The sequence below is a fragment of the Mycolicibacterium stellerae genome (genome assembly GCF_003719305.1).
GTDB lineage: Bacteria > Actinomycetota > Actinomycetes > Mycobacteriales > Mycobacteriaceae > Mycobacterium > Mycobacterium stellerae.
In genome coordinates this window covers 44,205-68,714 of record NZ_RARC01000028.1, presented here as the reverse complement: position 1 = coordinate 68,714, position 24,510 = coordinate 44,205, and the positions used below count along the sequence as shown (strand labels likewise).

At 65.4% G+C, this 24,510-nt stretch carries 21 protein-coding genes and 2 pseudogenes; 17 read left to right on the top strand and 6 right to left on the bottom strand.

The annotated features are described in order from the left end of the window. The first annotated feature begins 31 nt into the window (after positions 1-31). The gene (locus D6M19_RS26220; protein WP_123028205.1) at positions 32-487 is read left to right on the top strand and encodes a MarR family winged helix-turn-helix transcriptional regulator; all 456 of its coding nucleotides are present in this window, start codon (positions 32-34) and stop codon (positions 485-487) included. Next, positions 487-2,124 carry a phospho-sugar mutase gene (locus D6M19_RS26215; RefSeq protein ID WP_123028204.1) on the top strand — a complete coding sequence of 546 codons (1,638 nt, stop codon included), beginning with the start codon at positions 487-489 and terminating at the stop codon, positions 2,122-2,124. Before D6M19_RS26220 ends, D6M19_RS26215 begins: the two co-directional genes overlap by 1 nt. Here the strand turns inward: D6M19_RS26215 and upp are convergent. Beyond that, positions 2,121-2,744, bottom strand: a complete 624-nt coding sequence (upp, locus tag D6M19_RS26210; RefSeq protein WP_123028203.1) for a uracil phosphoribosyltransferase — start codon at positions 2,742-2,744, stop codon at positions 2,121-2,123. The two genes, D6M19_RS26215 and upp, sit on opposite strands and share 4 nt — an antisense overlap. Positions 2,745-2,799: 55 nt before the next feature. On the opposite strand from upp, the gene D6M19_RS26205 reads away from it, so the two are divergent. From D6M19_RS26205 to D6M19_RS26170, 8 genes and pseudogenes are all read left to right on the top strand, one after another. Beyond that, the gene (locus D6M19_RS26205; protein WP_164478697.1) at positions 2,800-3,087 is read left to right on the top strand and encodes a hypothetical protein; all 288 of its coding nucleotides are present in this window, start codon (positions 2,800-2,802) and stop codon (positions 3,085-3,087) included. A 2-nt stretch (positions 3,088-3,089) separates the two neighbouring features. Beyond that, positions 3,090-4,166 carry a C40 family peptidase gene (locus D6M19_RS26200; RefSeq protein WP_123028201.1) on the top strand — a complete coding sequence of 359 codons (1,077 nt, stop codon included), beginning with the start codon at positions 3,090-3,092 and terminating at the stop codon, positions 4,164-4,166. 263 nt (positions 4,167-4,429) lie between these two features. Continuing rightward, positions 4,430-5,686 (top strand): MFS transporter, encoded by a 1,257-nt coding sequence (locus D6M19_RS26195; protein WP_123028200.1) that lies wholly within the window; start codon positions 4,430-4,432, stop codon positions 5,684-5,686. 243 nt (positions 5,687-5,929) lie between these two features. Then, a pseudogene (locus tag D6M19_RS26190) lies at positions 5,930-6,109 on the top strand (hypothetical protein); the annotation flags it as partial. A gap of 59 nt (positions 6,110-6,168) precedes the next feature. Continuing rightward, positions 6,169-7,671 (top strand): amino acid permease, encoded by a 1,503-nt coding sequence (locus tag D6M19_RS26185; RefSeq protein WP_123028198.1) that lies wholly within the window; start codon positions 6,169-6,171, stop codon positions 7,669-7,671. Positions 7,672-7,931: 260 nt separating this feature from the next. Continuing rightward, entirely contained in the window at positions 7,932-9,821 is a 1,890-nt protein-coding gene (locus D6M19_RS26180) for an Ig-like domain-containing protein (RefSeq protein WP_164478696.1), read from the top strand. Positions 9,822-9,881: 60 nt separating this feature from the next. After that, positions 9,882-11,162 carry a protein export chaperone SatS gene (gene satS, locus D6M19_RS26175; protein ID WP_123028196.1) on the top strand — a complete coding sequence of 427 codons (1,281 nt, stop codon included), beginning with the start codon at positions 9,882-9,884 and terminating at the stop codon, positions 11,160-11,162. Positions 11,163-11,302: 140 nt separating this feature from the next. Beyond that, a complete protein-coding gene (locus D6M19_RS26170) occupies positions 11,303-12,991 on the top strand; it encodes a CotH kinase family protein (protein ID WP_123028195.1) in 1,689 nt (562 codons plus the stop codon). Between the two features lie 128 nt (positions 12,992-13,119). On the opposite strand, the gene D6M19_RS26165 is transcribed toward D6M19_RS26170, so the two are convergent. The 3 genes from D6M19_RS26165 to D6M19_RS26155 are packed head-to-tail and all read right to left on the bottom strand — an operon-like array spanning position 13,120 to position 15,946. Further along, the gene (locus tag D6M19_RS26165) at positions 13,120-14,208 is read right to left on the bottom strand and encodes an adenosine deaminase (RefSeq protein WP_123028194.1); all 1,089 of its coding nucleotides are present in this window, start codon (positions 14,206-14,208) and stop codon (positions 13,120-13,122) included. After that, positions 14,205-15,503 carry a thymidine phosphorylase gene (locus D6M19_RS26160; protein WP_123028228.1) on the bottom strand — a complete coding sequence of 433 codons (1,299 nt, stop codon included), beginning with the start codon at positions 15,501-15,503 and terminating at the stop codon, positions 14,205-14,207. The genes D6M19_RS26165 and D6M19_RS26160 overlap by 4 nt, the downstream gene beginning before the upstream one ends. A 29-nt stretch (positions 15,504-15,532) precedes the next feature. Beyond that, on the bottom strand, positions 15,533-15,946 hold the full coding sequence (locus tag D6M19_RS26155; RefSeq protein WP_123028193.1) for a cytidine deaminase: 414 nt from the start codon (positions 15,944-15,946) through the stop codon (positions 15,533-15,535). A gap of 179 nt (positions 15,947-16,125) precedes the next feature. Here D6M19_RS26155 and sdhC point away from each other — a divergent pair, with 179 nt between their 5' ends. From sdhC to D6M19_RS26135, 4 genes are read left to right on the top strand one after another with little or no spacing between them, the layout of a single operon-like run. Then, positions 16,126-16,542, top strand: a complete 417-nt coding sequence (sdhC, locus tag D6M19_RS26150; RefSeq protein ID WP_123028192.1) for a succinate dehydrogenase, cytochrome b556 subunit — start codon at positions 16,126-16,128, stop codon at positions 16,540-16,542. Next, positions 16,539-17,009, top strand: coding sequence for a succinate dehydrogenase hydrophobic membrane anchor subunit (locus D6M19_RS26145; RefSeq protein ID WP_123028191.1), 471 nt, complete (start codon positions 16,539-16,541; stop codon positions 17,007-17,009). The genes sdhC and D6M19_RS26145 overlap by 4 nt, the downstream gene beginning before the upstream one ends. 24 nt (positions 17,010-17,033) lie before the next feature. Beyond that, positions 17,034-18,788, top strand: a complete 1,755-nt coding sequence (gene sdhA / locus D6M19_RS26140; protein ID WP_123028190.1) for a succinate dehydrogenase flavoprotein subunit — start codon at positions 17,034-17,036, stop codon at positions 18,786-18,788. A 34-nt stretch (positions 18,789-18,822) separates the two neighbouring features. After that, complete coding sequence (locus D6M19_RS26135; protein ID WP_123028189.1) at positions 18,823-19,602, top strand: succinate dehydrogenase iron-sulfur subunit; 780 nt, start codon at positions 18,823-18,825, stop codon at positions 19,600-19,602. A 146-nt stretch (positions 19,603-19,748) separates the two neighbouring features. On the opposite strand, the gene D6M19_RS34585 is transcribed toward D6M19_RS26135, so the two are convergent. Beyond that, positions 19,749-20,156 (bottom strand): hypothetical protein, encoded by a 408-nt coding sequence (locus tag D6M19_RS34585; protein WP_206428642.1) that lies wholly within the window; start codon positions 20,154-20,156, stop codon positions 19,749-19,751. A 130-nt stretch (positions 20,157-20,286) separates the two neighbouring features. On the opposite strand from D6M19_RS34585, the pseudogene D6M19_RS26125 reads away from it, so the two are divergent. Next, positions 20,287-20,922 (top strand): annotated as a pseudogene (locus D6M19_RS26125) (carboxymuconolactone decarboxylase family protein); the annotation flags it as partial. Here D6M19_RS26125 and D6M19_RS26120 read toward each other — a convergent pair. Then, positions 20,891-21,796 (bottom strand): sigma-70 family RNA polymerase sigma factor, encoded by a 906-nt coding sequence (locus tag D6M19_RS26120; RefSeq protein ID WP_123028227.1) that lies wholly within the window; start codon positions 21,794-21,796, stop codon positions 20,891-20,893. The pseudogene D6M19_RS26125 and the gene D6M19_RS26120 sit on opposite strands and share 32 nt — an antisense overlap. Positions 21,797-22,051: 255 nt before the next feature. Between D6M19_RS26120 and D6M19_RS26115 the strand changes: the two genes are divergently transcribed. After that, a complete protein-coding gene (locus tag D6M19_RS26115; RefSeq protein ID WP_123028187.1) occupies positions 22,052-23,557 on the top strand; it encodes an APC family permease in 1,506 nt (501 codons plus the stop codon). A gap of 30 nt (positions 23,558-23,587) precedes the next feature. Further along, positions 23,588-24,451, top strand: coding sequence for a universal stress protein (locus D6M19_RS26110; RefSeq protein ID WP_123028186.1), 864 nt, complete (start codon positions 23,588-23,590; stop codon positions 24,449-24,451). Positions 24,452-24,510 lie beyond the last annotated feature (59 nt).

Here is a 24,510-nt window from a genome sequence, read left to right as displayed (position 1 = left end):
CAGCAAAGAATTACCAAGGTATAACTTGGTAATGACGGATTCACGCGCCAGGTCCTCCGCCACCGAGTTGCGAGAGTCGATGGTGGCGGTGACCAGGCAGATGCGCAGGCACCGGCCCGACCACGGGCTGACGCTGAGCCAGATGGAAGTGCTGAGCGAGGTCACCAGGACGGGCGGGATCACCCCCGTCGAGCTGGCGGTGCGGCTGCACGTGCGCGTGCAGTCCCTGACCGACAGCATCAACGAGCTGGTGAGCCGGGGGCTGGTATCGCGCCGCCCCGACGACGACGATCGGCGCCGACAGCTCATCGAGGTCACCGCTGCCGGGATCGCGCTACTCGACGAGGACCGCGCCGAACGCGACGCCTGGCTGAACGCAACGATGCGCGACAACCTGACCGACCTGGAGTTCAACCTGCTGATGCTGGTTGCGCCGGTGCTGCGCAAGCTGGCATATGCCGAAGGCAAAGTGGGAACACTGAGCTGATGACGAGCGCTTGCGCAGCGGCGCAGGAGTGGATCGCACACGACCCCGATCCGGCGACGGTTGCCGAGCTGCAGGCGTGCAGTGACGAGGAGCTCGCCGAACGGTTCGCCCGTCCGCTGACGTTCGGCACGGCCGGCCTGCGCGGCCCCTTGCGCGGCGGCCCGAGCGGCATGAACCTCGCGGTCGTCCTTCGGACCAGCTGGGCCGTCGCCGAGGTGCTCAAGGCGCGAGGATTCGAAGGCGCCAACGTCGTGGTCGGCGGCGACGCCCGGCACGGATCGGAGCAATTCGCCCTCGCGACCGCCGAAGTCTTCTCCGCTGCGGGGTTCATGGTGACGTTGTTGTTCGCCGCTGTTCCGACGCCCGTGGTGGCGTTCGGTGCCCGCCATCTCGGCGCCAGCGCGGGCATTCAGATCACGGCGTCTCACAACCCGCCATCAGACAACGGTTACAAGGTGTACTTCGACAGCGGCCTGCAGATCGTCGCGCCCACCGATCGAGAAATCGAGGCGAAGATCGCCGAGGCGCCGCACGCCAACGAGATAGAAAGGGCGGCGGTCGAGACGTCCGGCGTTGATCTGATCCAGCGCTACATCAACCGCGCGGCGCATGTCCGGCACACGCACGGTTCGGTCCGGCTGGCGCTGACCGCCATGCACGGCGTCGGCGGAGAATACGCACTCGACGCGTTCGTCCGCGCTGGCTTGTCAGACGTTCATGTGGTGGAGAGTCAGTTCGCGCCCGACCCGGACTTCCCCACCGTCCCCTTCCCCAACCCGGAGGAACCGGGAGCCACCGACGAGCTGTTGAAACTGGCAGCCGACAACGACGCCGAGGTCGCGATCGCCCTGGATCCCGACGCCGACCGGTGTGCCGTCGGCGTACCGACACCGGACGGCTGGCGTATGCTCACCGGCGACGAAACCGGTTGGCTGCTAGGTGATTACATACTGTCCCAGATCGATCCCGGTGAGGTGTCCGAACACACGGTGGTGGCAAGCTCGGTGGTGTCGTCACGGATGCTGGCCCGGATCGCTGCGACGCACGGCGCTCGACATGTCGAGACGCTGACCGGCTTCAAGTGGTTGTCACGGGCAGACGCCGACATACCGGGGTGCACGCTGGTCTATGCGTACGAGGAGGCGATCGGCTACTGCGTCGACCCGTCTGCGGTCCGCGACAAGGACGGCATCAGCACCGCGGTGTTGTTCTGCGACTTGGTCGTAGCGCTGCGCGAGCAGGGCCGCACAGTGCTCGACGCCCTCGACGACCTTGCCCGGCGCCACGGTGTGCACACCACGACCGCACTGTCGCGGCCGGTGGCCGATGCCGACGACGCGGCGGCGGTGATGACCCGGCTGCGTTCAAAGGCGCCGACGAAACTGTGCGGGTTCGCTGTCACGATGACGGACCTGGCCGCGGCACAACCGTACGAACGGCGAACCGATGCGGTGATTCTCGAGGGCGGTGACACCGATACGGCGGTGCGGGTCGCGGTGCGGCCATCGGGTACCGAGCCGAAAGTCAAGTCCTACATCGAGGTTCGGCGTAACTGTGTCGACGATGACTTGGCGGCGGCGCGCGCGCATGCCCGACGCATCGCCGAGGAGTTGACCGAACTCGCGGGCAAGTTCTAGCGCGGCCCGAACTGTCGATCGCCCGCGTCGCCGAGCCCGGGAACGATGTAGGCGATGTCGTTGAGACGGTCGTCGATGGTTGCGGTGAACAATCTCACGTTCGGTGCCACCTTCTCGATGGCGGCGATGCCTTCCGGGGCGACGACGACACAGATCGCCGTGATGTCAACGGCATTGCGGGCCTGCAGCAGTCCGATGGTGTGCGCCATCGAGCCGCCGGTCGCCAGCATCGGGTCGAGCACGAACACCGGCTGGCCGCTCAGATCGTCGGGCAGCGACTCCAGATACTGTGTCGGCTGGTGGGTCTCCTCGTCGCGCGCGACGCCGACGAAGCCGACGTGCGCCTCGGGGATCAGCGCGTGTGCCTGGTCGACCATGCCGAGACCGGCGCGCAGCACCGGCACCAAGAGCGGCGGCTTGGCCAGGCGCGAACCGGTGGTGTCGGCGAGCGGCGTGCGGACCGGGATAGTTTCGGTGGCCGCGTCGCGGGTGGCCTCGTACACCAGCATCAGGGTCAGGTCGCGCAGGGCGTCTCGAAACGACGCGTTGTTCGTGCGCTCGTCGCGCAACGTGGTCAGCCGCGCTGCAGCCAGCGGATGATCGACGACGCACACGTCCATGGAGCCGACCCTAACGGTCAGGGAACCGCCCGGCGCGATTGATCGTCGTATCGCCATGTTCGTCGACACAAATGCCATCTGCGCTCTTGGCACTGAGTGCTCTGCGCACGCCGATGAGTTGTCCGCGGCCGCGGCTGTCCTGAAGTCGCTGCCTGGTGCGGGTGCCGCCGCCGCGTTCGGTCCAGTCGGCACCGGATTCCTGGCGGCCCTCTCCGACGCGGTCACGACGCAGGCGCGGACGGTCGCCGCCCTGAGCGACGATGTCGGCTCGGCGTACTCGGTCACCGGTGTTGTGGCCCAGGCGTACTCCGATGCTGACCGACACGGCAGCCGCCTTCTCTAGCGATGCCGAGCGCACTGATCGCGGCGTTGGCGGCACCCATCCGCGAGGTGGCCGCGCAGGTCGGCCCTGGGTGGTCGGACGAGGGGGATCCGGCCACCTCGCTTGCGGGCGTGCGCGATCGGTTGGCGGACGTCTCGGCTGCCGCGCGCAACGGATGGAGCCGGGCCGCCGAGAGGTGGTCGGGCGCGGGTGCCGACGGCGCAGCGGATTTCATGTCCCGGGTGGCCGAGTCCGCCGACCAGTTGGCTGCGCGGATCGACGACCTGCGGGTCAGCACGGCCGCCGCCACGGATGCGGTTTCATGGGCGCGCTCACGCCTGCAGGACATCATCAGCCGGTTCGAGGAACGCGCTGCCGCCATCGAGGCGCGGCTCGACGAACCTGGCACGGCCGAGGAGCTGCGAGAGGAGGCGCGATGCGCGCTGAACGACGCGATCGCGGTCGTCGATGAGCTGCGCGCGGAGCTCGACGGTCATACCGCCGGGGTCGCGGCACCGACGGCGCCTGCGGCGCCTGCGGGGGCGTCGAGTGGCGCGCCGACAGCGCCAGCCGGATTCGGCATGCCCGCGGGATTCGGCGCACCCGCGGGATTCGGCGGCATGCCGAGCGGGGCGCCCGGCGGCGTCACACCCGCCGATGCTCAGCTCGCGTCGCTTCGGTTGCCGGATCCGGAGCAGGTCGGAGACGGAGTTGCCGTCAGACTGCCGGACGGCAGCACGGCCAACGCACCGAACCCCGTCGCCGCCAACGCCGTCCGTTACGCGCTGACACAGCTCGGCGTGCCCTACGTCTGGGGCGGCACGACACCCGGGGTCGGGCTGGACTGCAGCGGGCTGACGCAATGGGCGTATCACCAAGCAGGACTTGATCTCCCGCGGCTCGCTCAGGAACAGGACCTCGGCGCTGCGGTGAACCAGAACTCGCTTCGGCCGGGCGACCTCGCGGTGTGGGACGGCCACGTCGCGATGATCGTCGGTGACGGGCAGATGATCGAAGCGGGTGACCCCGTGCAGTTGTCGCCGATCCGGACCACCAACGCGGGTCAAGGCTTTCAGGGGTTCTGGCGACCGACGGCGTGAGCCGTGGACCTCGGCACGTGATGATCGCGGCCAGCGGCCCCATGCGAGGGTACGAACGGCTTATGGGTGCATGAGGCCTGGAGTCGATTCTGCTGCATACCGGAGTGCGGTTCGGCCTCTACCGCATCTTCACCAAGCTCGGCGTAGTCGACCGCGTCGAACTCACACATCTGCTGCGCAACCGCGCCACCAATCCCTAATCTGACGCAGTGACAAGCGATCCGCTCACCGTCGCCGGGACAGCTGGTGCGGTTCCCCCGTCGATGAGGCGCATCTCGTTCGCCAGCTTCGTCGGTACCGCCATCGAGTACTACGACTTCTACATCTATGGGACCGCCGCCGCGCTCGTTTTCCCGACCGTCTTTTTTCCCCGAATGTCTCCGACGATGGCGACCATGGCCTCGCTCGGGACGTTCGCTGTCGCGTTTCTCTCACGGCCATTGGGTGCGGCCGTCTTCGGTCATTTCGGTGATCGCCTCGGCCGCAAGAAAACCCTTATCACCACGCTGCTGATCATGGGGTTGTCGACGACGTGTATTGGCCTGCTGCCAAGCGCTGATTCCATCGGCATCGCCGCACCGCTCTTGCTCCTGGTCCTGCGCGTGTTGCAGGGTTTCGCCGTTGGCGGCGAGTGGGCCGGCGCGGCGCTGCTCAGCGCCGAGTACGCCCCGGCCGGCAAACGGGGCGCTTACGGAATGTTTCCCCAGCTCGGCGTTGGAGCAGGCCTGCTGCTGAGCAATTTGGTGTTTCTCACGGTCAACCTGACAGTCGGCGAGAAGAGCGCCGTGTTCGTAGAGTGGGGATGGCGAATCCCGTTCTTGTTCAGTGCAGTGCTGATCGGCGTAGCGCTCTACGTCCGGTTGCGCCTCGACGAGACACCGGTGTTCAAGAGGGAGTTGGCGGCCGGATCCGTAGCCCGGGTGCCGATCGCCGATCTGGTCCGGCAGCAGCCACGTCAGACTCTGCTCGGCGCCGGCGCCATGACCGGCATCTTCACGTTCAGTTTCATGGCGGGCACGTACTTCATGGGGTATGCCAGTACACAGCTGAAGCACCCGCGCGCCCTGATCCTCGCAGCCGGCGTGCTGGGTGCCTTGGCGATGCTTCTGCTGACCGCCATCTCGGCCCACCTGAGTGACAAGTACGGGCGTCGAGCGATCATCCTGGCAGGCTTCGTTCTGGCCCTGCCCTGGTCCTTCGCAGTCGTCCCGCTGCTCGACACGGGGTCACGAGCGCTCTTCGCGGTCGGTATCGCGACCACTTTCGCAGTTCTGGGTATCTCCTACGGGCCGATGGCGTCGTTCATTCCCGAGGTGTTCGCCACCAGATTCCGTTACACGGGAGCCGGTTTGGCGTTCAACCTCGGTGGCATTCTCGGAGGTGCGATGCCGCCTCTGGTAGCCGCCGCGCTGTTGGCGGAATTCGGAGGTTGGGCGATCGGGTTGATGATGGCCGTCCTGATTCTGATCAGCTTGCTCAGCACCTATGCACTGCCCGAGACCAAATCCAGGGCGCTGTAGCGATGGGCGATCAGTGCGGCAGTCACGCCGGCAATCGGGAACGGCATCGGCCCCGGCGCCTGTGCGTCATGCCAACTCTCGCTGCCGTTTTCGTGTTGCCACTCGCGACAGAATTGACGTCCAGGTAAGCGAGGAGGCTACGCGGCTGTCCATGACAGTCCTCGCCGCTCGAGTGGCCGAGCCGGCCGAGAGGGTGTCTACTCGATTCACCAGAAGTTCACGTTCGGTTCGGGGGTGAGACTCATGGCACGTGTCGACCTATTCGCCAAGATCCCGTTGATCGGGATGTCCATGGTGTTTTTGGCCATGGCCATCGTGGCGGTGACCGCGTATCTGCACATCGGGTGGTGGTCGATCATCGGATACGCCGTGGCCGCTGTCCTCGGGGTGTTCGGATTCGCGTTGACCTTCAGGGACATCAACGACACAACCAAGCCACCACCGGTCGTCCGGCCATCCGAACCTACGAACGGTGCGAGCAAATGACCGCAGAACCCGCACAGGACAAGCAGGCGGAGTACGACAACTCCGCGTTCACCTCCGAAGACGAGGGCTATCACAAGGGCCTCAAACCGCGACAGCTTCAGATGATCGCCATCGGGGGCGCCATCGGGACGGGGTTGTTCCTCGGCGCGGGGGGACGGCTCCACAGCGCCGGGCCTGGCCTGTTCATGGTGTATGCATTCTGCGGCGTCTTCGTGTTCCTGATTTTGCGGGCGCTGGGTGAACTCGTCCTGCACCGGCCGTCGTCGGGCTCGTTCGTCTCGTATGCCCGCGAGTTCCTCGGCGAGAAAGCGGCCTACGTCGCAGGCTGGATGTACTTCCTGAACTGGGCGATGACGGCGATCGTCGACTCGACGGCGATCGCCACCTACTTCCATTTCTGGAAGGCGTTCGATGCGATACCGCAATGGCTCATCGCGCTGATCGCGCTGGCCCTCGTGCTCGGCATGAACATGATCTCGGTAAAGGTGTTCGGTGAGCTCGAGTTCTGGGCGGCGCTGATCAAGGTCGTCGCGCTGGTGACGTTCCTCGTCGCAGGCACAATTTTCCTGGCGGGCCGCTACAAGATCGAGGACCAGTCGACGGGCTTCAGCGTGATCATCGACAACGGCGGATTGCTGCCGACCGGCCTCTTCCCGCTGGTCATCGTGACCTCCGGCGTCGTATTCGCCTATGCCGCCGTCGAACTCGTCGGCACGGCGGCCGGTGAGACCGCGAACCCGGCGAAGATCATGCCGCGCGCAATCAACTCGGTCATCGCGCGCATCGCCCTCTTCTATGTGGGCTCGGTCTTCCTGCTCGGGCTTCTGCTCCCCTACACCACCTACAAGTCGGGCGAGAGCCCGTTTGTCACCTTCTTCTCCAAGATCGGCGTCGAAGGCGCGGGCACCATCATGAACATCGTCGTGCTGACGGCGGCGTTCTCCAGCCTCAACGCCGGCCTCTACTCGACCGGCCGGATCCTGCGCTCGATGGCGATGAACGGCAGCGCGCCCAAGTTCACGTCGTTGATGTCCAGCCGTGGCGTGCCCTACGGCGGCATCTGCCTGACCGCGCTGATCGGGCTGTTCGGAGTGCTGCTCAACGGCATCGTGCCCTCGGAGGCCTTCGAGATCGTCTTGAACATGGCCGCGCTCGGCATCATCGCGTCATGGGGCACCATCGTCATCTGCCAGATCCAGCTCTACCGGTGGTCGAAGAAGGGCATCCTCGAGCGTCCGTCGTTCCGGCTGTGGGGCAGCCCCTACACCGGATACCTGACGTTGGCGTTCCTGTTGGCGGTGCTCGTGCTGATGGCCTTCGATCCTCCGATCGGCACATGGACGGTGGCGTCTCTGGTCGTGATCATTCCGGCGCTGGTGATCGGCTGGTTCGCCGTGCGCGGTCGCGTGCTGGCCGTTGCGCAGGAGCGCGAGGGATTCACGGGTTCGTTCCCAGTCGTCGCGAACCGGCCGCTGCCGGATGACAAAGACAAGAAGTGACGCGAGCCGCGGGCGCACACAGATAGTTGCCCGGGTTAGCCGCAGCAAACAGAACCTGAGTTGCCCTGCCCGCTCAATGCAGCACTGAACGGCAAGGTCCGTCAATCAAGATCAAATCGCCATATTTGCCGTAACTACGCAGCTTGCGTCGTTCTCTCGCGCCGGGCTAACCCAGTTTCCGCAAATCGATTCAATTCGTTTTGTCGGTGACGTAAATTTTAGCTGCCTGATCGCGCGCGATGGACACACGAGGTGCCGCCATGGTCGACAAAGAGAACCGCAACGCCCGGCAGAGCCACGCGACCTACATTGGTCGAATCGGCGCACTTGCGGCAGCGCTCGGGGTGGGGGTGGCGATCGCCACCGGTCAGGGAATCGGCGTGGCGCACGCCGAGGACACCGACCCCACCACGAACACGACCACCGATGCGGGCTCGGACCCCGACACCGACACCGGCCTCGATGAGTCCGTCGATCCGCCGACGACGCAGCCCGACGACGGCTCGGACAATTCGGCACCGGCGGTGGCCTCTGGGCCCGCGACGGTTCCCCAGATGAGGTTCAGAAGCTCGGGGGGCGCGCTGCTTTCAGACAGGTGGCAGCGCAGGGACACTCCGCGTTGGCGGACGGTAGCGGAGTCGCAGGACGACAAGCCGGACCGCACTGCAACCGACCTCTCCCAATCCGAGGCGAAGCGGTCGACGAGTCCGTCGGAAGGCGCCACCAATCAACCACATTCGACACGCGTGCGTGTGCCGGTCCGCACCTTCGCGCCGACATTCAACGAACCCCGTTACACCGGGACGACGACCGCCCCGGTTTTCCATGCAAACGACCACGGCAGGCAGGAGCATTCGCGACCGACCGATCCGACTGCGGACCTTCGCCGGGTCGCAATCCACCGCGACGATCCCGACGTGATCCAGACCAGTGCGCCGGGCACACAGTTCACCGACCAGGCACAGGCGGTGCCGCGTTCGGCCACGGTGTTGGATCGCGCCACCACTGTGCTCACCGCCGCGCTGTCACCCTTCCTGACTCCTCGTCCTGCAGCGCCTGCACGGCCCCCGGTGCTGCTTGCCGTGCTGGGTTGGATCCGTCGCGAGATCGAGCACACGTACTTCAATCGCACACCCGTTGCAAACGACGTGGCCGTCACCGTGCAATCGCGAACTCCCACCACCCTCGACGTCATCAGCGTTGTCGACGACGATGACGTGACGTACTCCGTACCCGAGCGCGGCCAGCCCGGCGGCCCCCAGTCGGGAACGGTGGTGATCGACGCAGTCACAGGCGAATTCACCTATACCCCGGACGCGGGAACCCAGGTCGGTACCCAAGACGAATTCACCGTGACGGTCAGCGATGCCACCGCAGGTTTCCACGTGCACGGCCTGTCGGGGTTCCTACATCCCGACAGGGGGCACACCACCACCGTCACCGTGTCCGTCACCGTCGTCAACACCGCACCGACGGCAGGCGATGCCACCCTCGACGCCACCGTCGACGAGGCGGTCGACATCGACCTGTCGGAGTTCGTGTCCGACCCGGACGGGGATCCGCTGACGATCCTGTCGATCACGGTGAACGCGACGCCGGATCAAGGGTCGTACACCATCGACTACGTCCCAGGGCAGCCGGACCCCGGTGACATCGTCGTGAGGACGACGAACGGGGATCTCTACGTGCCCGATGGCACAAACCTCGCGGTGTTCACCTACACGCCGCACAATCGTGGCGTCGACACCATCACCTATGTGGTGACCGACGGAACCGTCGAGCGGACCGGCACCATCACCATCGATGCGGGCGCCGCGACCGACGTCACCTATGACCTCGAGGCGGGCCAATCGGTCAACGTCGACTTGTACAGGCTCGTGACCCTGCCCGACGGCGTTACCCCCACGCTCACAGCGGTGAGGTTCACTGACGGCGAGAACACCATCGAGTTGTTCCCTCCCATTGAGCTGACCGCAGTCGGAACCGACCACGCCACTTACGTCTACCCCACCATCTCCGACCAGGCCGTCTTCACCGTCACCGCGGCGAGTGGCGGCGTCGACACCATCACCTACACAGTGCAGCAGGGTGATTCGCAGATAACGGGAACAATCACCGTCAAGGTCGTCGGATCCGCCATCCTGACCTAGTTGTCGGTACACCTGGTCCGGCCGGGTCCGTCGGTATCGACTCCCATTAGGCTGACACGCGTGGCTGCTGACATCGTGCCGATCAGGCTCGGATTGACCAAGGGCGACCTGTACACACTCTGGGCTCCACGCTGGCGGGATTCCGGCGACGAGTGGGAGGCGCTGCTCGGCAAGGACGAGGACCTCTACGGCTTCGAGTCCGTGGCCGACCTGGTCGCCTTCATCAGGACCAATAGCGACAACGACCTCGCCGACCACCCGGCATGGGAGGGTCTGACCGAGGCGAACGCGCATCGATTCGATCCACCGGAAGAACGCCAGTACGACCTGATCGGCGCGCAGGAGCTGCTCGCGGAGAAACCGACCGAGGAATCCGTGGCGACGCTGCACCGGACGCTGGCGATCGTGTCGTCGGTCGGCTCGGTCTGCGAACTACCCGCGGTCACGAAATTCTTCAACGGCAACCCCATCCTCGGCTCGCTCGGCGCGGGCATGGACAGCTTCACCGGCAGGAGCGGCCGCAAGCGCTGGGGCGACATCGCGACCGTCGTCGGACGAAGTTGGGACAACGTCGTCGACGCCATCGACGAGGTCATCACCATCCCGGACGTCGACAAGGCGGCATCGGAGAAGGCGGCGGCCGAACTCGAGGCGCCCAAGCCCGAGCCAGAAGAGATCGAGGAAGCCGCCGCTATCGAGGCCGATGACCTCGATAGCGAGGACGCCGACGCCGACGAGGCGTTGGGTGACCAGGTAGCCCCCGCCTCCACCGGTGGCCTCGTGCTCGGCGCGGACGAGGACTTCTGGCTCAAGGTCGGCATCGACCCGGTTCAGATGATCACCCGCGGCGGCACCTATTACACGCTGCGGTGCTACCTCGACGACGCACCGGTGTTCCTGGGCCGAAACGGCCGGGTCAGCGTCTTCGGATCGGAGCGCTCGCTGGCGCGCTACCTGGCCGACGAGCACGACCACGACCTGTCCGATCTGGCGACCTACGAGGACATCAAGACCGCCGCCACCGACGGCTCGCTTCGCGTCGATGTCACCGACGAGAACGTCTACGTGACGAGCGGCCTGGCCGACGACATCGCCGACGGCCCCGAGTCCATTGACCGCGACCAACTGGAACTGGCCGTCGAGTTGCTTCGCGACGTGGGCGATTACGCCGAGGACGACATCGTCGAGGAGACGCTGGACGCCGACATGCCGCTTGGCCGTCTGGTCGCCCACGTGGTGGATCCTGGGACGGTCAGCAAGCCGAGCCCGCCGTACGCCAAGGCCGTCGAGCAGTGGGAGTCGCTGGAGACCTTCCTCGAGTCGCGGCTGCGGCAGGAGTAGGCCAGCGCTTGCTTAAGCCGCAGGAGGAATACCGTTTAGGTCAGTCCGCGGCAATTACTGAAGACGAGTAATCGACTACTCGCGTCGAACGTGGTGTTCCTCAGCATTCTGTCTAGAGGCCGCGACGGACGGAGATTGCGATGACCGCACAACAGCAACAGGCGATGGATTCTTTCTATGCGCACGACAACGTGATCACGATCAAGATCACGATGGCTCAATCCGAGTGGGACAAGGTGCGCACCGAAGAACCCAAAGGCGGCCGGTGCGAATGGGACTGGACCGGTGGCAGTAGATACACCTGGCGCAAGGCGGACACGGTCGAGATCTCGGGAACCAGGTTCCCCGCACCCACGACGTTCACCGATATCGGCATCAAGAAGAAGTCGTTCTGCGGCTCGATCGATGACAACAAACCGTGCGTACACGTCGATTTCGGCAGATTCAGCAGCACCGCCGAGGATGCGGCCGAGGCGCTGATCGGAACCCGTTATGTGACGCTCAACAACTCCAAACAGGACAAGTCCTACATCAGGCAGACGCTGGGCTACCGCATGCTGCAGATGGCCGGCCTGCCCAATTCACGGTGCAACTACGCCCGCGTGTTCGTGAACGGAACCCCCATCGGCCAAGGGTTGGGCGGCGAAATGTTCCCCGGGATCTTCGTCAACGCCGAGCCGATAATGAAGCGCTACATCGAACGCAACTTCAACGGCAACATGGACGGAAATCTGTACGAGATCGAGCATACCGATGACCTCCGCGAAGAAAGACTTCCCTTCATCGGGGTCGAATCCCTTTCTGAGTTCGAAGACAAGGACGACCTGAAATTCGCATGCAGGCACATCAAGACCAACGGGCTGGCCGGTGCAGACCAAATGCTCGATATGGAACAGTTTCTCAAGGTCTACGCGATGGAGTTTCTTCTCAAACACTGGGACGGCTACGCCAACAACACCAACAACACCTATCTCTATAACGACGTGACCGCAGTCGCCTCGCCGGGCGTGGGCAACATCAAGTTCAAGATGATCCCGTGGGGTATCGACCAGATCCTCAAACCTCGCGAGTTCTTCCGGCTGGGCCGGATGGGGATTGTCGCGCAGCTGGTCCGCAACGACGAGGCACGCCGCAAACAATTGATGGACCAGATCAGGGCGTACCGGGAGACGTTGTTCAGCCGCGAGAGTCAGCAGACCGTGCTCAAACCGCTGATCGATCAGATGCAGGCGCTGGTAGCAGGATTCGGCGTACCCAACGCAGTACAGGAGATCGACACGGTTCGGCAGCAACTACGACTTGCCGAGTCTGCCGCCTTCATCTTCACCGGTCTACCCGCGCCGACCGAACCCGTCTACATCCTCAAGCACGACACCAGTCACTGTCTGCACGCCAGCAACACCGAGTCGATCCCATCGGGCGAACCCGCGCCGGTGAACTTCGAGGTGTACCACCAGCAACTGTTCGACAACAACCACCCCACGGATCTGTGGGTCCTCAACGACCTGGGGACCGGAAAGTCGTTGACCAATCAGGGTGTCAACCGCGCCCTGCACGCCAGCGCCACGCTGGTCACGCCTGCCGGACACAAGTTTCTCTACACGTGCGCGCCGCGTAACGAACAGCACGCCGAAGAGTTCAGGGTCGTGCCCGTGCCGGTGCCCGACACTGATCCCACCAACCCGCCTGGCCGCTTCGCCTTCACCGGCTACTTCAACTTGGTCAGCGTGCGAACCAACGAGATGGCGAAGTTCGGCAATGACCTCACCCCATCGGGTAGGCCGCGAGTCCACCAGGAACTGCCCGGTTCCAACCTGTATTTCTACTGACCGGGGCCCGGTTCCCGCGCCATCCATCTACGAATGTCGCGAGCAGACGCAGATGTACCCGAAAAGCGCACGGAAAGGGTACTTTTGCGTCTGCTCGCGCAGCTTCGCGGGGCCCACGCGCGGAGAAGTCAGCCGATCAGCACGGCGAACCGCGGTTTGATCACCTCGTCGATGATCGCCAGCCGCTCGTCGAACGGGATGAACGCCGACTTCATCGCGTTGATGGTGAACCGCGCCAGGTCGCTCCAGCCGTAGCCGAACGCCTCGACCAGTCGCAGCATCTCCTGGCTCATCGTGGTGTCGCTCATCAGCCGGTTGTCGGTGTTGACGGTGACACGGAAGCGGGACCGGGCCAGAAGGTCGAAGGGATGCTCGGCGATGCTGTCGACCGCGCCCGTCTGCACGTTGGAGCTCGGGCACAGTTCCAGCGGTATCCGCTTGTCCCGCAACAGCGCTGCCAGCCGACCCAGATGCACGGTGCCGTCCGGCGCCACCGTGATGTCGTCGACGATGCGCACGCCGTGACCGAGCCGGTCGGCGCCGCAGAACGCGATGGCTTCGTGAATGGACGGCAACCCGAATGCCTCGCCAGCGTGAATTGTGAAGTGGCCGTTGTGGTTCCGCATGTATTCGAACGCATCGAGGTGCCGCGTCGGCGGGTAGCCCGCCTCGGCGCCCGCGATGTCGAACCCCACAACGCCCTTGTCCCGGAATCGGATTGCCAGCTCGGCGATCTCCAGCGACCTGGCCTGGTGGCGCATCGCGGTCACCAGGCAGCGCACGGTGATCGTGCGGCCCTCGCTGCTGGCGGCCTTCTCGCCGTCGACGAAGCCGGCCAGCACCGCGTCGACCACCGCGTCCAGCGACAGACCCCGGTCGATGTGCAGTTCGGGGGCGAACCGGATCTCGGCGTAGACCACGTTGTCGGCGGCCAGGTCTTCGACGCACTCGTGAGCCACCCGGTACAGCGCCTCCGGCGTCTGCATCACCCCGACCGTGTGCGCGAACGGCTCCAGATAGCGCTCGAGCGATCCGCTGTGCGCGGCGGTGCGGAAAAACGTCGCCAAGCTGTCGACGTCGGTGGCGGGCAGGTCGTCATAGCCGGTCTGCTGGGCCAGGTCGAGGACGGTGGCCGGCCGCAGCCCGCCGTCGAGGTGGTCGTGCAGCAGCGCCTTTGGCGCCCGCCGGACGGAATCCAGAGTCAATGGCGAAGTCATGTCGTGATCCGATCGATGATGAGAGGCCCGATTTCGGGGGCCGTGTCGCCGACGCTCCAACCGCCGTCCATCTCCGCCATCGCACCGACGAACCGCTCGGGGGTGTCGGTGTAGAGGGTGAACAACGCTTCGCCCGCGCTGACGGGCTCACCGGGACGGCGGTGGATGCGCAGACCCGCGCCGGGCTGAACACGCTCACCGGGAGCCGCACGACCCGCACCCAGTCGCCACACCGTCAGTCCCACCGCCATCGCGTCGATATCGCCCATCGTGCCACCGCGCGGGGCGGTGATGGTCTCGGAGTGCACACCGAGCTGCAACGGTTGCGATAAGTCGCCGCCCTGCGCGCTGACCAGCCGGCGGAAGTGGTCCATCGCCGACCCGTCGCGCAGCGTCTTGGCTGGGTCGACACCGTCGCAGCCTGCGGCTTCGAGCATCTCGCCGGCCAGCGCCAACGTCAGCTCGACGACGTCGGGCGGCCCACCACCGGCCAACACCTCCAGCGACTCCTGCACTTCGACGGCGTTGCCGACGGTCCGGCCCAACGGCCGGTTCATATCGGTCAGCAGTGCGCGGGTGACGAGGCCGTGTTCGGTGCCCAGCTCGACCATCGTGTGCGCCAGCTCGCGAGATTCCGCCTCGGTCGCGAGGAACGCCCCCGAGCCGACCTTGGAGTCGAGCACCAACGCCCGGGTACCCTCGGCGATCTTCTTGCTCATCACCGAACTGGCGATCAGCGGAAGGGACTCGGTGGTGCCGGTGACGTCACGCAACGCGTAGATCTTGCGGTCGGCCGGCGCCAGCTCGCCCGCCGCGAAGATCGCCGCACCGAGCTCGCAAAGCTGTTGGCGGATCTGCTCTTTCGAGATCTCAGCGGAGAACCCCGCAATGGCTTCCAGCTTGTCGAGGGTGCCGCCGGTGTGCCCAAGCCCACGTCCGGCGGCCTGGGGGACCGCGCCACCGCACGCCATCACGACGGGCACCAGCGGGATGGTGATCTTGTCGCCGACCCCGCCGGTGGAGTGCTTGTCCACCAGGGCAAGTGGCTTGCCGTCGCGACGCAGATCGGTGAAATCCATCCGCTCGCCCGAGTCCACCATGGCGGCCGTCCAGCGCGCGATCTCGTGACCCGTCATCCCGCGCAGGAAGATCGCCATCAGCAGAGCCGACATCTGCTCGTCGGCCACCCGTCCGTGGGTGTAGGCGTCGATGACCCAGTCGATCGCCGCGTCGGAGAGGACGCCGCCGTCACGTTTGGTGCGAATGACCGTCGGAGCGTCGAACGGACGCGACATCGGGCCATGCGCGTCGAAGGTGGGTTGCGTCACGGCTTTTCCGACGCCCCTTGAGCAAGGTCGTCAGGACCGAATGCGTCAGGCAGAAGGTCGCCCAACGGCCGCGGGCCCAGCGGATGGTCGATGAGCATCTGCGGGCCGCCGTGCTCGAGCAGGACCTGTCTGCACCGCCCGCACGGCATCAGCAACTCGCCGTCGGCGGTCACACAGGACAGGGCGACCAGCCTTCCGCCGCCGCCCGAATATAGGGCGCTGACCACAGAGCACTCGGCACAGAGACCTAGGCCATATGAGACATTCTCCACATTGCAGCCGGCCACCATTCGGTGGTCGTCGACCAGCGCCGCAGCGCCGACCCGCAAACCCGAATATGGCGCGTATGCCTTGCCGGCCGCCTCTGTTGCCTTGTGCCGCAACATCTTCCAATCGATATCGGCTGTCACGTCAATACCGCCAGCCGGGCACTGAATGCATTCCGAACTCTCCGTCCCGTGGCTCCGCGCGTGATGTAGGTAACCCTAATTTCGGGGTCAAACACCTGCGAACGGCTAACACGGTAGTGCTTTGGCTACTACAAATGGGTTTAGAGTCGCCCCGACCACAGGAAGCGTTGGAGGCCCCGATGAGTACGAATACGGAGATAGCGGCCCCGCGAGAGAAGCCGGCGCGCAGACGCACACTTTATCGCGGCGACCCGGGAATGTGGTCCTGGGTGCTGCACCGCATCACCGGCGCCACCATCTTCTTCTTCCTTTTCGTGCACGTGCTCGACACCGCGCTGGTCCGGGTCAGCCCGCAGGCCTACAACGAAGTCGTCGACACCTACAAGTCACCGATCGTGGGCTTGATGGAGATCGGGCTGGTTGCCGCGGTGCTGTACCACGCCCTCAACGGCATCCGGATCATCCTCATCGACTTCTGGCAGCAGGGCCCGCGCTACCAGCGGCTGATGCTGTGGGGCGTGGCCGCGGTCTGGCTGGCCGTGATGATCCCGGCGCTCGGCGTGCTGGGCATGCACATGGCGGAGCGGTTCCTGTGAGCGCGCCGTGGTCGCCCCACCACCGCGAAGGCCGGATCGCACCGGTTGCCGAGAAGGAGCACGACCGTCCAGCCTCGCTGGACCATCCGCGCGCGCCGCGTCGGCCAAGGGGTATCCCCTACTTCGAGAAGTACGCCTGGCTGTTCATGCGGTTTTCCGGGGTGGCGCTCGTCTTCCTCGCCCTCGGCCACCTGTTCATCATGCTGATGTGGGACGACGGGGTGTACCGCATCGACTTCAACTACGTCGCGCAGCGCTGGGCATCGCCGTTCTGGCAGATCTGGGACATGGCGCTGCTGTGGCTGGCGATGATCCACGGCGCCAACGGCATGCGCACCATCATCGGCGACTACGCCCGCAAGAACGTCACAAAGTTCTATCTGAATTCGCTGTTGTTGCTGGCGACCGGCTTCACGTTGGTGCTGGGCAGCTACGTCCTGGTCACCTTCGACGCGAACATCTCGTGAGGTTTCAAAGGAACATGAGCTCCAATGATCATTGAACATCGCTACGACGTCGTCATCGTCGGCGCAGGCGGCGCAGGCATGCGGGCCGCCGTGGAGGCCGGTCCGCGGGCCCGCACCGCGGTGCTGACCAAGCTGTACCCGACGCGCAGTCACACCGGCGCAGCACAGGGCGGCATGTGCGCGGCCCTTGCCAATGTCGAAGAGGACAACTGGGAGTGGCACACCTTCGACACCGTCAAGGGCGGCGACTACCTCGCCGACCAGGACGCCGTCGAGATCATGTGCAAGGAAGCCATCGACGCGGTGCTCGACCTCGAGAAGATGGGGATGCCGTTCAACCGCACCCCGGAAGGTCGCATCGACCAGCGTCGGTTCGGCGGCCACACCCGCGACCACGGCAAGGCGCCGGTACGCCGCGCCTGCTACGCCGCCGATCGCACGGGCCACATGATCCTGCAGACCCTGTACCAGAACTGCGTCAAGCACGACGTCGAGTTCTTCAACGAGTTCTATGCGCTCGACATCTGCCTGACCGAAACTCCCGGCGGGCCGGTGGCGACCGGCGTCATCGCCTACGAACTGGCCACCGGCGACATCCACGTCTTCAGCGCCAAGGCGATCGTGTTCGCCACCGGTGGGTCGGGCCGGATGTACAAGACGACCTCCAACGCACACACGCTCACCGGCGACGGCTTGGGCATCGTGTTCCGCAAGGGACTCCCGTTGGAGGACATGGAGTTTCACCAATTCCATCCGACGGGTCTCGCCGGTCTTGGCATCCTGATTTCCGAGGCGGTGCGCGGCGAGGGCGGTCGGCTGCTCAACGGTGAGGGCGAGCGCTTCATGGAGCGCTACGCGCCGACCATCGTCGACCTCGCCCCGCGCGACATCGTGGCCCGCTCGATGGTGCTCGAGGTGCTGGAGGGCCGCGGCGCCGGACCGCACAAGGACTACGTCTACATCGACGTGCGGCACCTCGGCGCAGACGTTCTCGAGGCCAAGCTGCCCGACATCACCGAGTTCGCCAGGACCTACCTCGGCGTCGACCCGGTCAAGGAGCTGGTGCCCGTTTATCCGACCTGTCACTACGTGATGGGCGGCATCCCGACCACCGTGCACGGCCAGGTGTTGCGTGACAACACCAACGTCGTGGCAGGGCTGTACGCCGCGGGCGAATGCGCGTGTGTCTCGGTGCACGGCGCCAACCGGCTCGGCACCAACTCGCTGCTGGACATCAACGTGTTCGGCCGTCGCGCAGGAATCGCGGCCGCCAACTACGCACTGGGGCACGACCACGTCGATCTGCCGGAGAACCCGGAATCCATGGTGGTCAACTGGATCGGCGACATCCTCTCCGAGCACGGCAACGAGCGCGTCGCCGACATCCGCGGCGCGCTGCAGCAGTCGATGGACAACAACGCGGCGGTGTTTCGGACCGAGGAGACGCTGAAGCAGGCGCTAACCGACATCCATGCGCTCAAGGAACGGTATTCCCGAATCACGGTGCACGACAAGGGTAAACGGTTCAACAGTGACCTGCTGGAAGCGATCGAGCTCGGCATGCTGCTCGAGCTGGCCGAGGTCACCGTCGTCGGCGCGCTGAACCGCAAGGAGTCCCGCGGCGGCCATGCCCGCGAGGACTATCCCAACCGCGACGACACCAATTACATGCGCCACACGATGGCCTACAAGGAAGGCGACGATCTGCGCAGCGACGTCCGGCTGGACTACAAGCCGGTGGTGCAGACCAGGTATGAGCCGATGGAACGGAAGTACTGACGATGATGCGCGCTTGCGCGAAGAGCGAGGACGAATGACGATCGCGCCGGACGTCGAGACGAGGGACCCCGAGCTGCCGCCCATCCCCGACGGCGCGGTGATGGTGACGCTCAAGATCGCCCGCTTCAACCCCGAGAACCCCGACGCCGCAGGCTGGCAGAGCTTCCGGGTGCCGTGCCTGCCGTCGGACCGGATGTTGAACCTGCTGCACTACGTCAAGTGGTATCTCGACGGCACGCTGACGTTCCGGCGGTCGTGTGCGCACGGCGTGTGCGGCTCGGACGCCATGCGCATCAACGGCGTCAACCGGCTGGCGTGCAAGGTGCTGATGCGCGACATGCTGCCGAAGAAATCGGACAAGAAGTTGACGATCACCATCGAACCGATCCGCGGCCTACCGGTGGAGAAGGACCTCGTGGTGAACATGGAGCCGTTCTTCGACGCCTACCGTGCCGTCAAGCCGTACCTGATCGCCAGTGGCAATCCGCCGACCCGCGAGCGGATCCAGAGCCCCACCGACCGCGCCCGCTACGACGACACCACCAAATGCATCCTGTGCGCGTGCTGCACCACCAGCTGCCCCATCTATTGGAGCGAGGGCAGCTACTTCGGGCCCGCCGCGATCGTCAACGCGCACCGGTTCATCTTCGACAGCCGCGATGAGGCCGCCGCCGAGCGCCTCGACATCCTCAACGAGGTCGACGGCGTCTGGCGCTGTCGCACCACGTTCAACTGCACGGAGTCCTGCCCGCGCGGGATCCAGGTCACGCAGGCGATCCAGGAGGTCAAGCGCGCGCTGATGTTCGCGCGCTAGGCGCTCGTCTAGGTGCTCGAAACTGCTGACAGATCGCCGGAACGGCGCAGAACGCGATCTGCCCGCAGTCTCGGCGACGGCGATTGGTTTTGCAGACGAGTGGGTAGCCCAGCTTTTGCTAGGTAGCTCACTCACAGAAACCGAGACTAAACCATGAATGACCGCTTGATCTTTCGTCGTTTCTCCGTCACTGCAGGGATTGCTGCCGCCGTGGTCGCGACCACGCTGACCGCATGTGGCGGTGGCGAAAAAAGTGACGAGAGCAGCACATCCTCGACAACGTCGACCACTTCGAGCACGGCAACCACAACGGTCACAACCTCGGCGCCTGCGGGCACCGAGGCACCGGCACCTGGCGCTCCCGGCGCGGGTGCCGGACCGGGCGGGGCGACCGCAGGCGTGCCGGGTGCGGGCGCCGGCGCCGGGCCGGGCGGGGCAGAAGCGGGTGCAGGCGGCGCGGGTGCCGGAGCCGGGCCGGGCGGAGCGACCGCAGGCGTGCCGGGTGCGGGCGCCGGAGCGGGGCCGGGCGGTGCCGGTGCATGCGTTGGCAGCACCTGCGTCAGCGTCCCCTGATTCCTGGCCGCCGTGGCTAAGCCGTAGCTAGCCGCGCTTAGCTCCGAAACTGCGGGCAGATCGCCGAACGAGCGCAAATGGCGATCTCCCGCAGTTTCGCGTGTGGAGCTGTCACACAATCGCAGGCCGTCTCGTCTAACTGACATGACACAGAAAACGCGTATCGCTCCCCTGCCGCCCCAGCAGGCATCGCTGCTGACGCGGCTGATGTACAAGTTCGCCAAGCGCAGGTTCGGCGAGGTGCCCGAGCCGTTCACCGTCGCCGCGCACCACCCGCGGCTGTTGATGGCCAACGCCGTGCACGAGATGCTGCTGCAGTCGGGTTCCAAGAAGCTCCCCGTCAGCGTGCGCGAGCTTGCGGTGTTCTGGACCGCACGCACCGTCGGATGCTCGTGGTGCGTCGACTTCGGCTCGATGCTGATCCGCCTCGAGGGGCTCGACGTCGAGCGACTCAAGGACATCGACAACTACGCAACCTCTCCGCTTTTCACCGACGACGAGCGGGCCGCCATCGGCTACGCCAACGCCATGACGACCGATCCGCACACCATCACCGACGAACAGGTCGACGACCTACGCCGACGCTTCGGCGACGACGGCGTGATCGAGCTGACCTACCAGGTCGGTGTGGAGAACATGCGGGCCAGGATGTACTCGGCGCTCGGCATCACCGAGCAGGGCTTCGGCTCCGGCGACGCCTGCCGGGTGCCATGGGCTACTGAGGACGCCCGAGAGGCGAACCAGTGAACTTGTCGGGATTCGCGATATCCCATATGGCGCAGACCTTTCCGTCGCGCACGGTAATTGCCGTCACCCGCGGCATCATCTCCGGGTAGCCGTCGCCGGCGGGCACGCCAGGGGTGTAGCTGCCGAGCTGGCCATTGACAAGAGCCAGCTGAGCGGTCGCGAGGAAATTCGGCCCGTAGCGATTCGCCAGACCGAACAAAAACCGCGCGACCTTGTCCGGTCCGTGGATGACGCGCGCGGCCGTCGGCGCCCTGCGATTGGAATCCCCGGTGAACGTCACCTCCGGATGTAGCAGGCGCACAACGGCATTCATGTCACCCTCGGCGAGGGCCGCCATCAGGGCGCCGGCGACTTCGTTGTGGGTGTCGTCGGGCACGGGCGCAGGCGACGCGACCGCCCGCCGCGCACGAGAAGCCAACTGCCGTGCCGTCGCATCGCTGACCCCGAGCACCGAGGCGATTTCGCCGAACGGCACCGCGAAGCCGTCGTGCAAGACGAACGCCACCCGCTGATCCGGCGTCAACCGCTCCAGAACGACCATCGCGGCGAATCGAGCGTCCTCGCCTGCCACCACCAGCGCGAGCGGATCGTTGCCATCCAACTCCGTGACCACCGGTTCGGGTAGCCACTCGCCGAGGTACGTCTCTCGCCGGTGAGCCGCCGAGCGCAGCCGGTCCAGGCACAGCCTGCTGACCACGGTCGTCAGCCACGCCCGCAGATCAGAGATCTCACTTCGCTTGGCGCCCAAGCCATTCCACCGCAGCCAGGAATCCTGGACGGCGTCTTCGGCATCGGCGAACGTGCCCGTGAGCCGATACGCCACGGCCACCAGATGTGTGCGCAGGTCGGAGAATTCGTCGATCCCGGAGCTCACACCGCCCAGCGTAATCGCCAGGAATTCACAGAAGTTGGCCGGCAAGCGCACAACTAGATCAGCGCCCTGAAGCAGCTGTGAAAACGAATTTCATTGTCCAACGAAGCTCAGACAACTGAAACCGCATTTCCGTTAGGGCGGGCTGCGCGCATTGATCGGGCCCGGCAGGCGGTGTGACGCGGTTGCTGGCAGGGCGATTTAACAGGAATTTCGCACTAGCCAGCCAGGAGGGTGCCAGGACCGTATATTGCGGCAATGGCAATTAAGGAACCTGAGGCACCGTTAGTCGGAGACAAGGGCCTGCAGGCAGGCGCCATCGGCCTGGTGGGGAACGTGGTCATCGGACTCGCTGCCGTTGCACCGGCCTACAGCCTCGCCGCCACGCTTGGCTACGTCGTGCTGGCCGTCGGCGAAAAGGCGCCGTCGATGTTCGTGCTCGCCTTCATTCCGATGCTGCTCGTCGCCTTCGCATACAAGGAGCTGGCACAGGACACCCCCGACTGTGGCACCACATTCACCTGGGCCAGCAAAGCATTCGGCCCATGGATCGGGTGGATCGGCGGCTGGGGCCTCGCCGTCTCGGCGATCATCGTGCTGGCCAACGTCGCCGAGGTCGCCGCGATCTACCTGTTTAAGTTCCTCGGTCTCGACGACCTGGCGGACAGTCTGTTGGCCAAGGTGCTGCTCGGTTCCTTCTTCATCATCGCCATGACGCTGCTGTCCGCCCGCGGCATCGTGGTCTCCGAGCGGGTCCAGAATGTGCTGATCGCGGTCCAGTTCGGCGTGCTGATCATCGTCAGCATCATCGCGCTGGTCCGGGTCTTCGCGGGCACCGCGGGCGCGCAGGCGATCTCGCCGCAGCTCTCGTGGCTGTGGCCGAGCGGGCTCGATATCTCCTCGATCGCCCAGGCCATCATCCTGTGCATCTTCATCTACTGGGGGTGGGACGCCTGTCTTGCCGTCGGCGAGGAGACGAAGGATCCCGGGCGCACCCCGGGCATCGCCGCCGTCATCACCACGCTGATCCTGGTCTGCACATACGTGTTGGTGGCTTACGCCGTCCAGTCGTTCTCCGGGTTCGGCGAGGTGGGTATCGGTCTCAACAACGCGATGAACACCGACGATGTCCTCACCGTCCTCGGTGAGCCGGTCGCGGGCACCCTCGCCGCGTCTCTGCTGCTGTTGACGGTTTCGGTGTCGGGGCTGTCGTCCACCCAGACGACCATTCTGCCGACCGCACGCGGAACCCTTTCGATGGCGGTGTACGAGGCGATACCGAAGCGGTTCTCAGTCGTGCACCCCCGCTACATGACACCCGCCTTCGGCACCATCGTGATGGGGTGCGCGGCACTGTTCTTCTACCTGGTGTTGTCGTTCCTTTCGGAGAACGCGCTCGCCGACTCCGTCGCCTCGCTGGGGCTTGCGGTGGCGTTCTACTACGGCATCACCGCGTTCGCGTGCGTCTGGTACTTCCGCAAGACCCTTTCCTCGGCACGAAACCTGTTCTTCCGCGGGATCTTTCCGCTACTGGGCGGCATCGCGATGGCGCTAGCCTTCGGAATCAGCGCCAAGGACATGCTCGCGCCCGACTACGGCTACACCGCGTTCGGTCCGATCGGCGGAGTCTTCGTACTCGGCGTCGGAATGCTCGTGCTCGGCATCCCGTTGATGTTGGCCTGCTTCGCGTTCGGCACCAAGCGGTTCTTCCGCGGCGAGACGCTCAACGCCAACACCGAAGTCAAAGTCCCAGATGTCTTCTAACGAGTCGCGAACGAAATCACAGGAGCAGCAATGCATCTGACCGTCGGATACCTGGCGACTCCCACCGGCGACGACGGCGTCGCACTGGCAAGCGCGCTCGCCAGGACCTTCGATGCCGAGGTCGACGTCGTCCTCGTCGTCCGTCAGGAGATGCCGGACGGCCATCCCGGCCGTGCCGAGTATCAGCGGCTGCTCGTCAACCGCGGCGAGGAGTGGGTATCGCTGGCGATCGGCGCCCTGGCAGACCGGGGCGTGAACGCCAACTCCACGGTGCTCGTCGGGGAGTCCTTCGCCGAATCGCTGATCGCGTTCGCAGAGGAGAAGAGCTCGGATCTGATAGTCATCGGCGGCGCCCGCGACGGCATCTTCGGCGGCCACGTCATCGGCTCGGTGACCGGCGCCCTGCTGCACGCCTCGCCGATCCCCGTCGCGCTGGCGCCTCGCGGCTATCACGAAGACCCGCCGGACACCGTCACCGCGGTCACCGCAGCCGTGCCGACCCGACCGGGCGACGACAACCCGTTGCCGTTCGCCATCACCCTGGCCAGCGCGGCCAACCTGCCCATCCGGATGGTGTCGTTGGTGTCGGCCGAGAACCTGGCCGAGGCCGACAGCGCCAGGGAGGTCCGCGAAATTCAGATCGCGGCCGCCGAAGAAAACCTCGTGCTGGCCGCGCGCGCGTTGCCCGACGCCCCCGAGATCGAGTCGCTCGTCGCCGACGGCCTTACGCTGGAATCGGCCATGAAGAAACTGAACTGGGCCGACACCGACGTCTTGGTGGTGGGCTCCAGCCGGTTTGCGGCGCCGCGACGGATCTTTCTCGGCTCGACCGCGGCCCGCATCCTCGCAGGCACGGACTCCCCCGTCATCGTGGTGCCACGCGGCGAAGGCTAGTTTTGCGGTTTTCTCGGCAGCCTGACCACGGCCAACCGGAATTCGTCGCGATCGTTGCA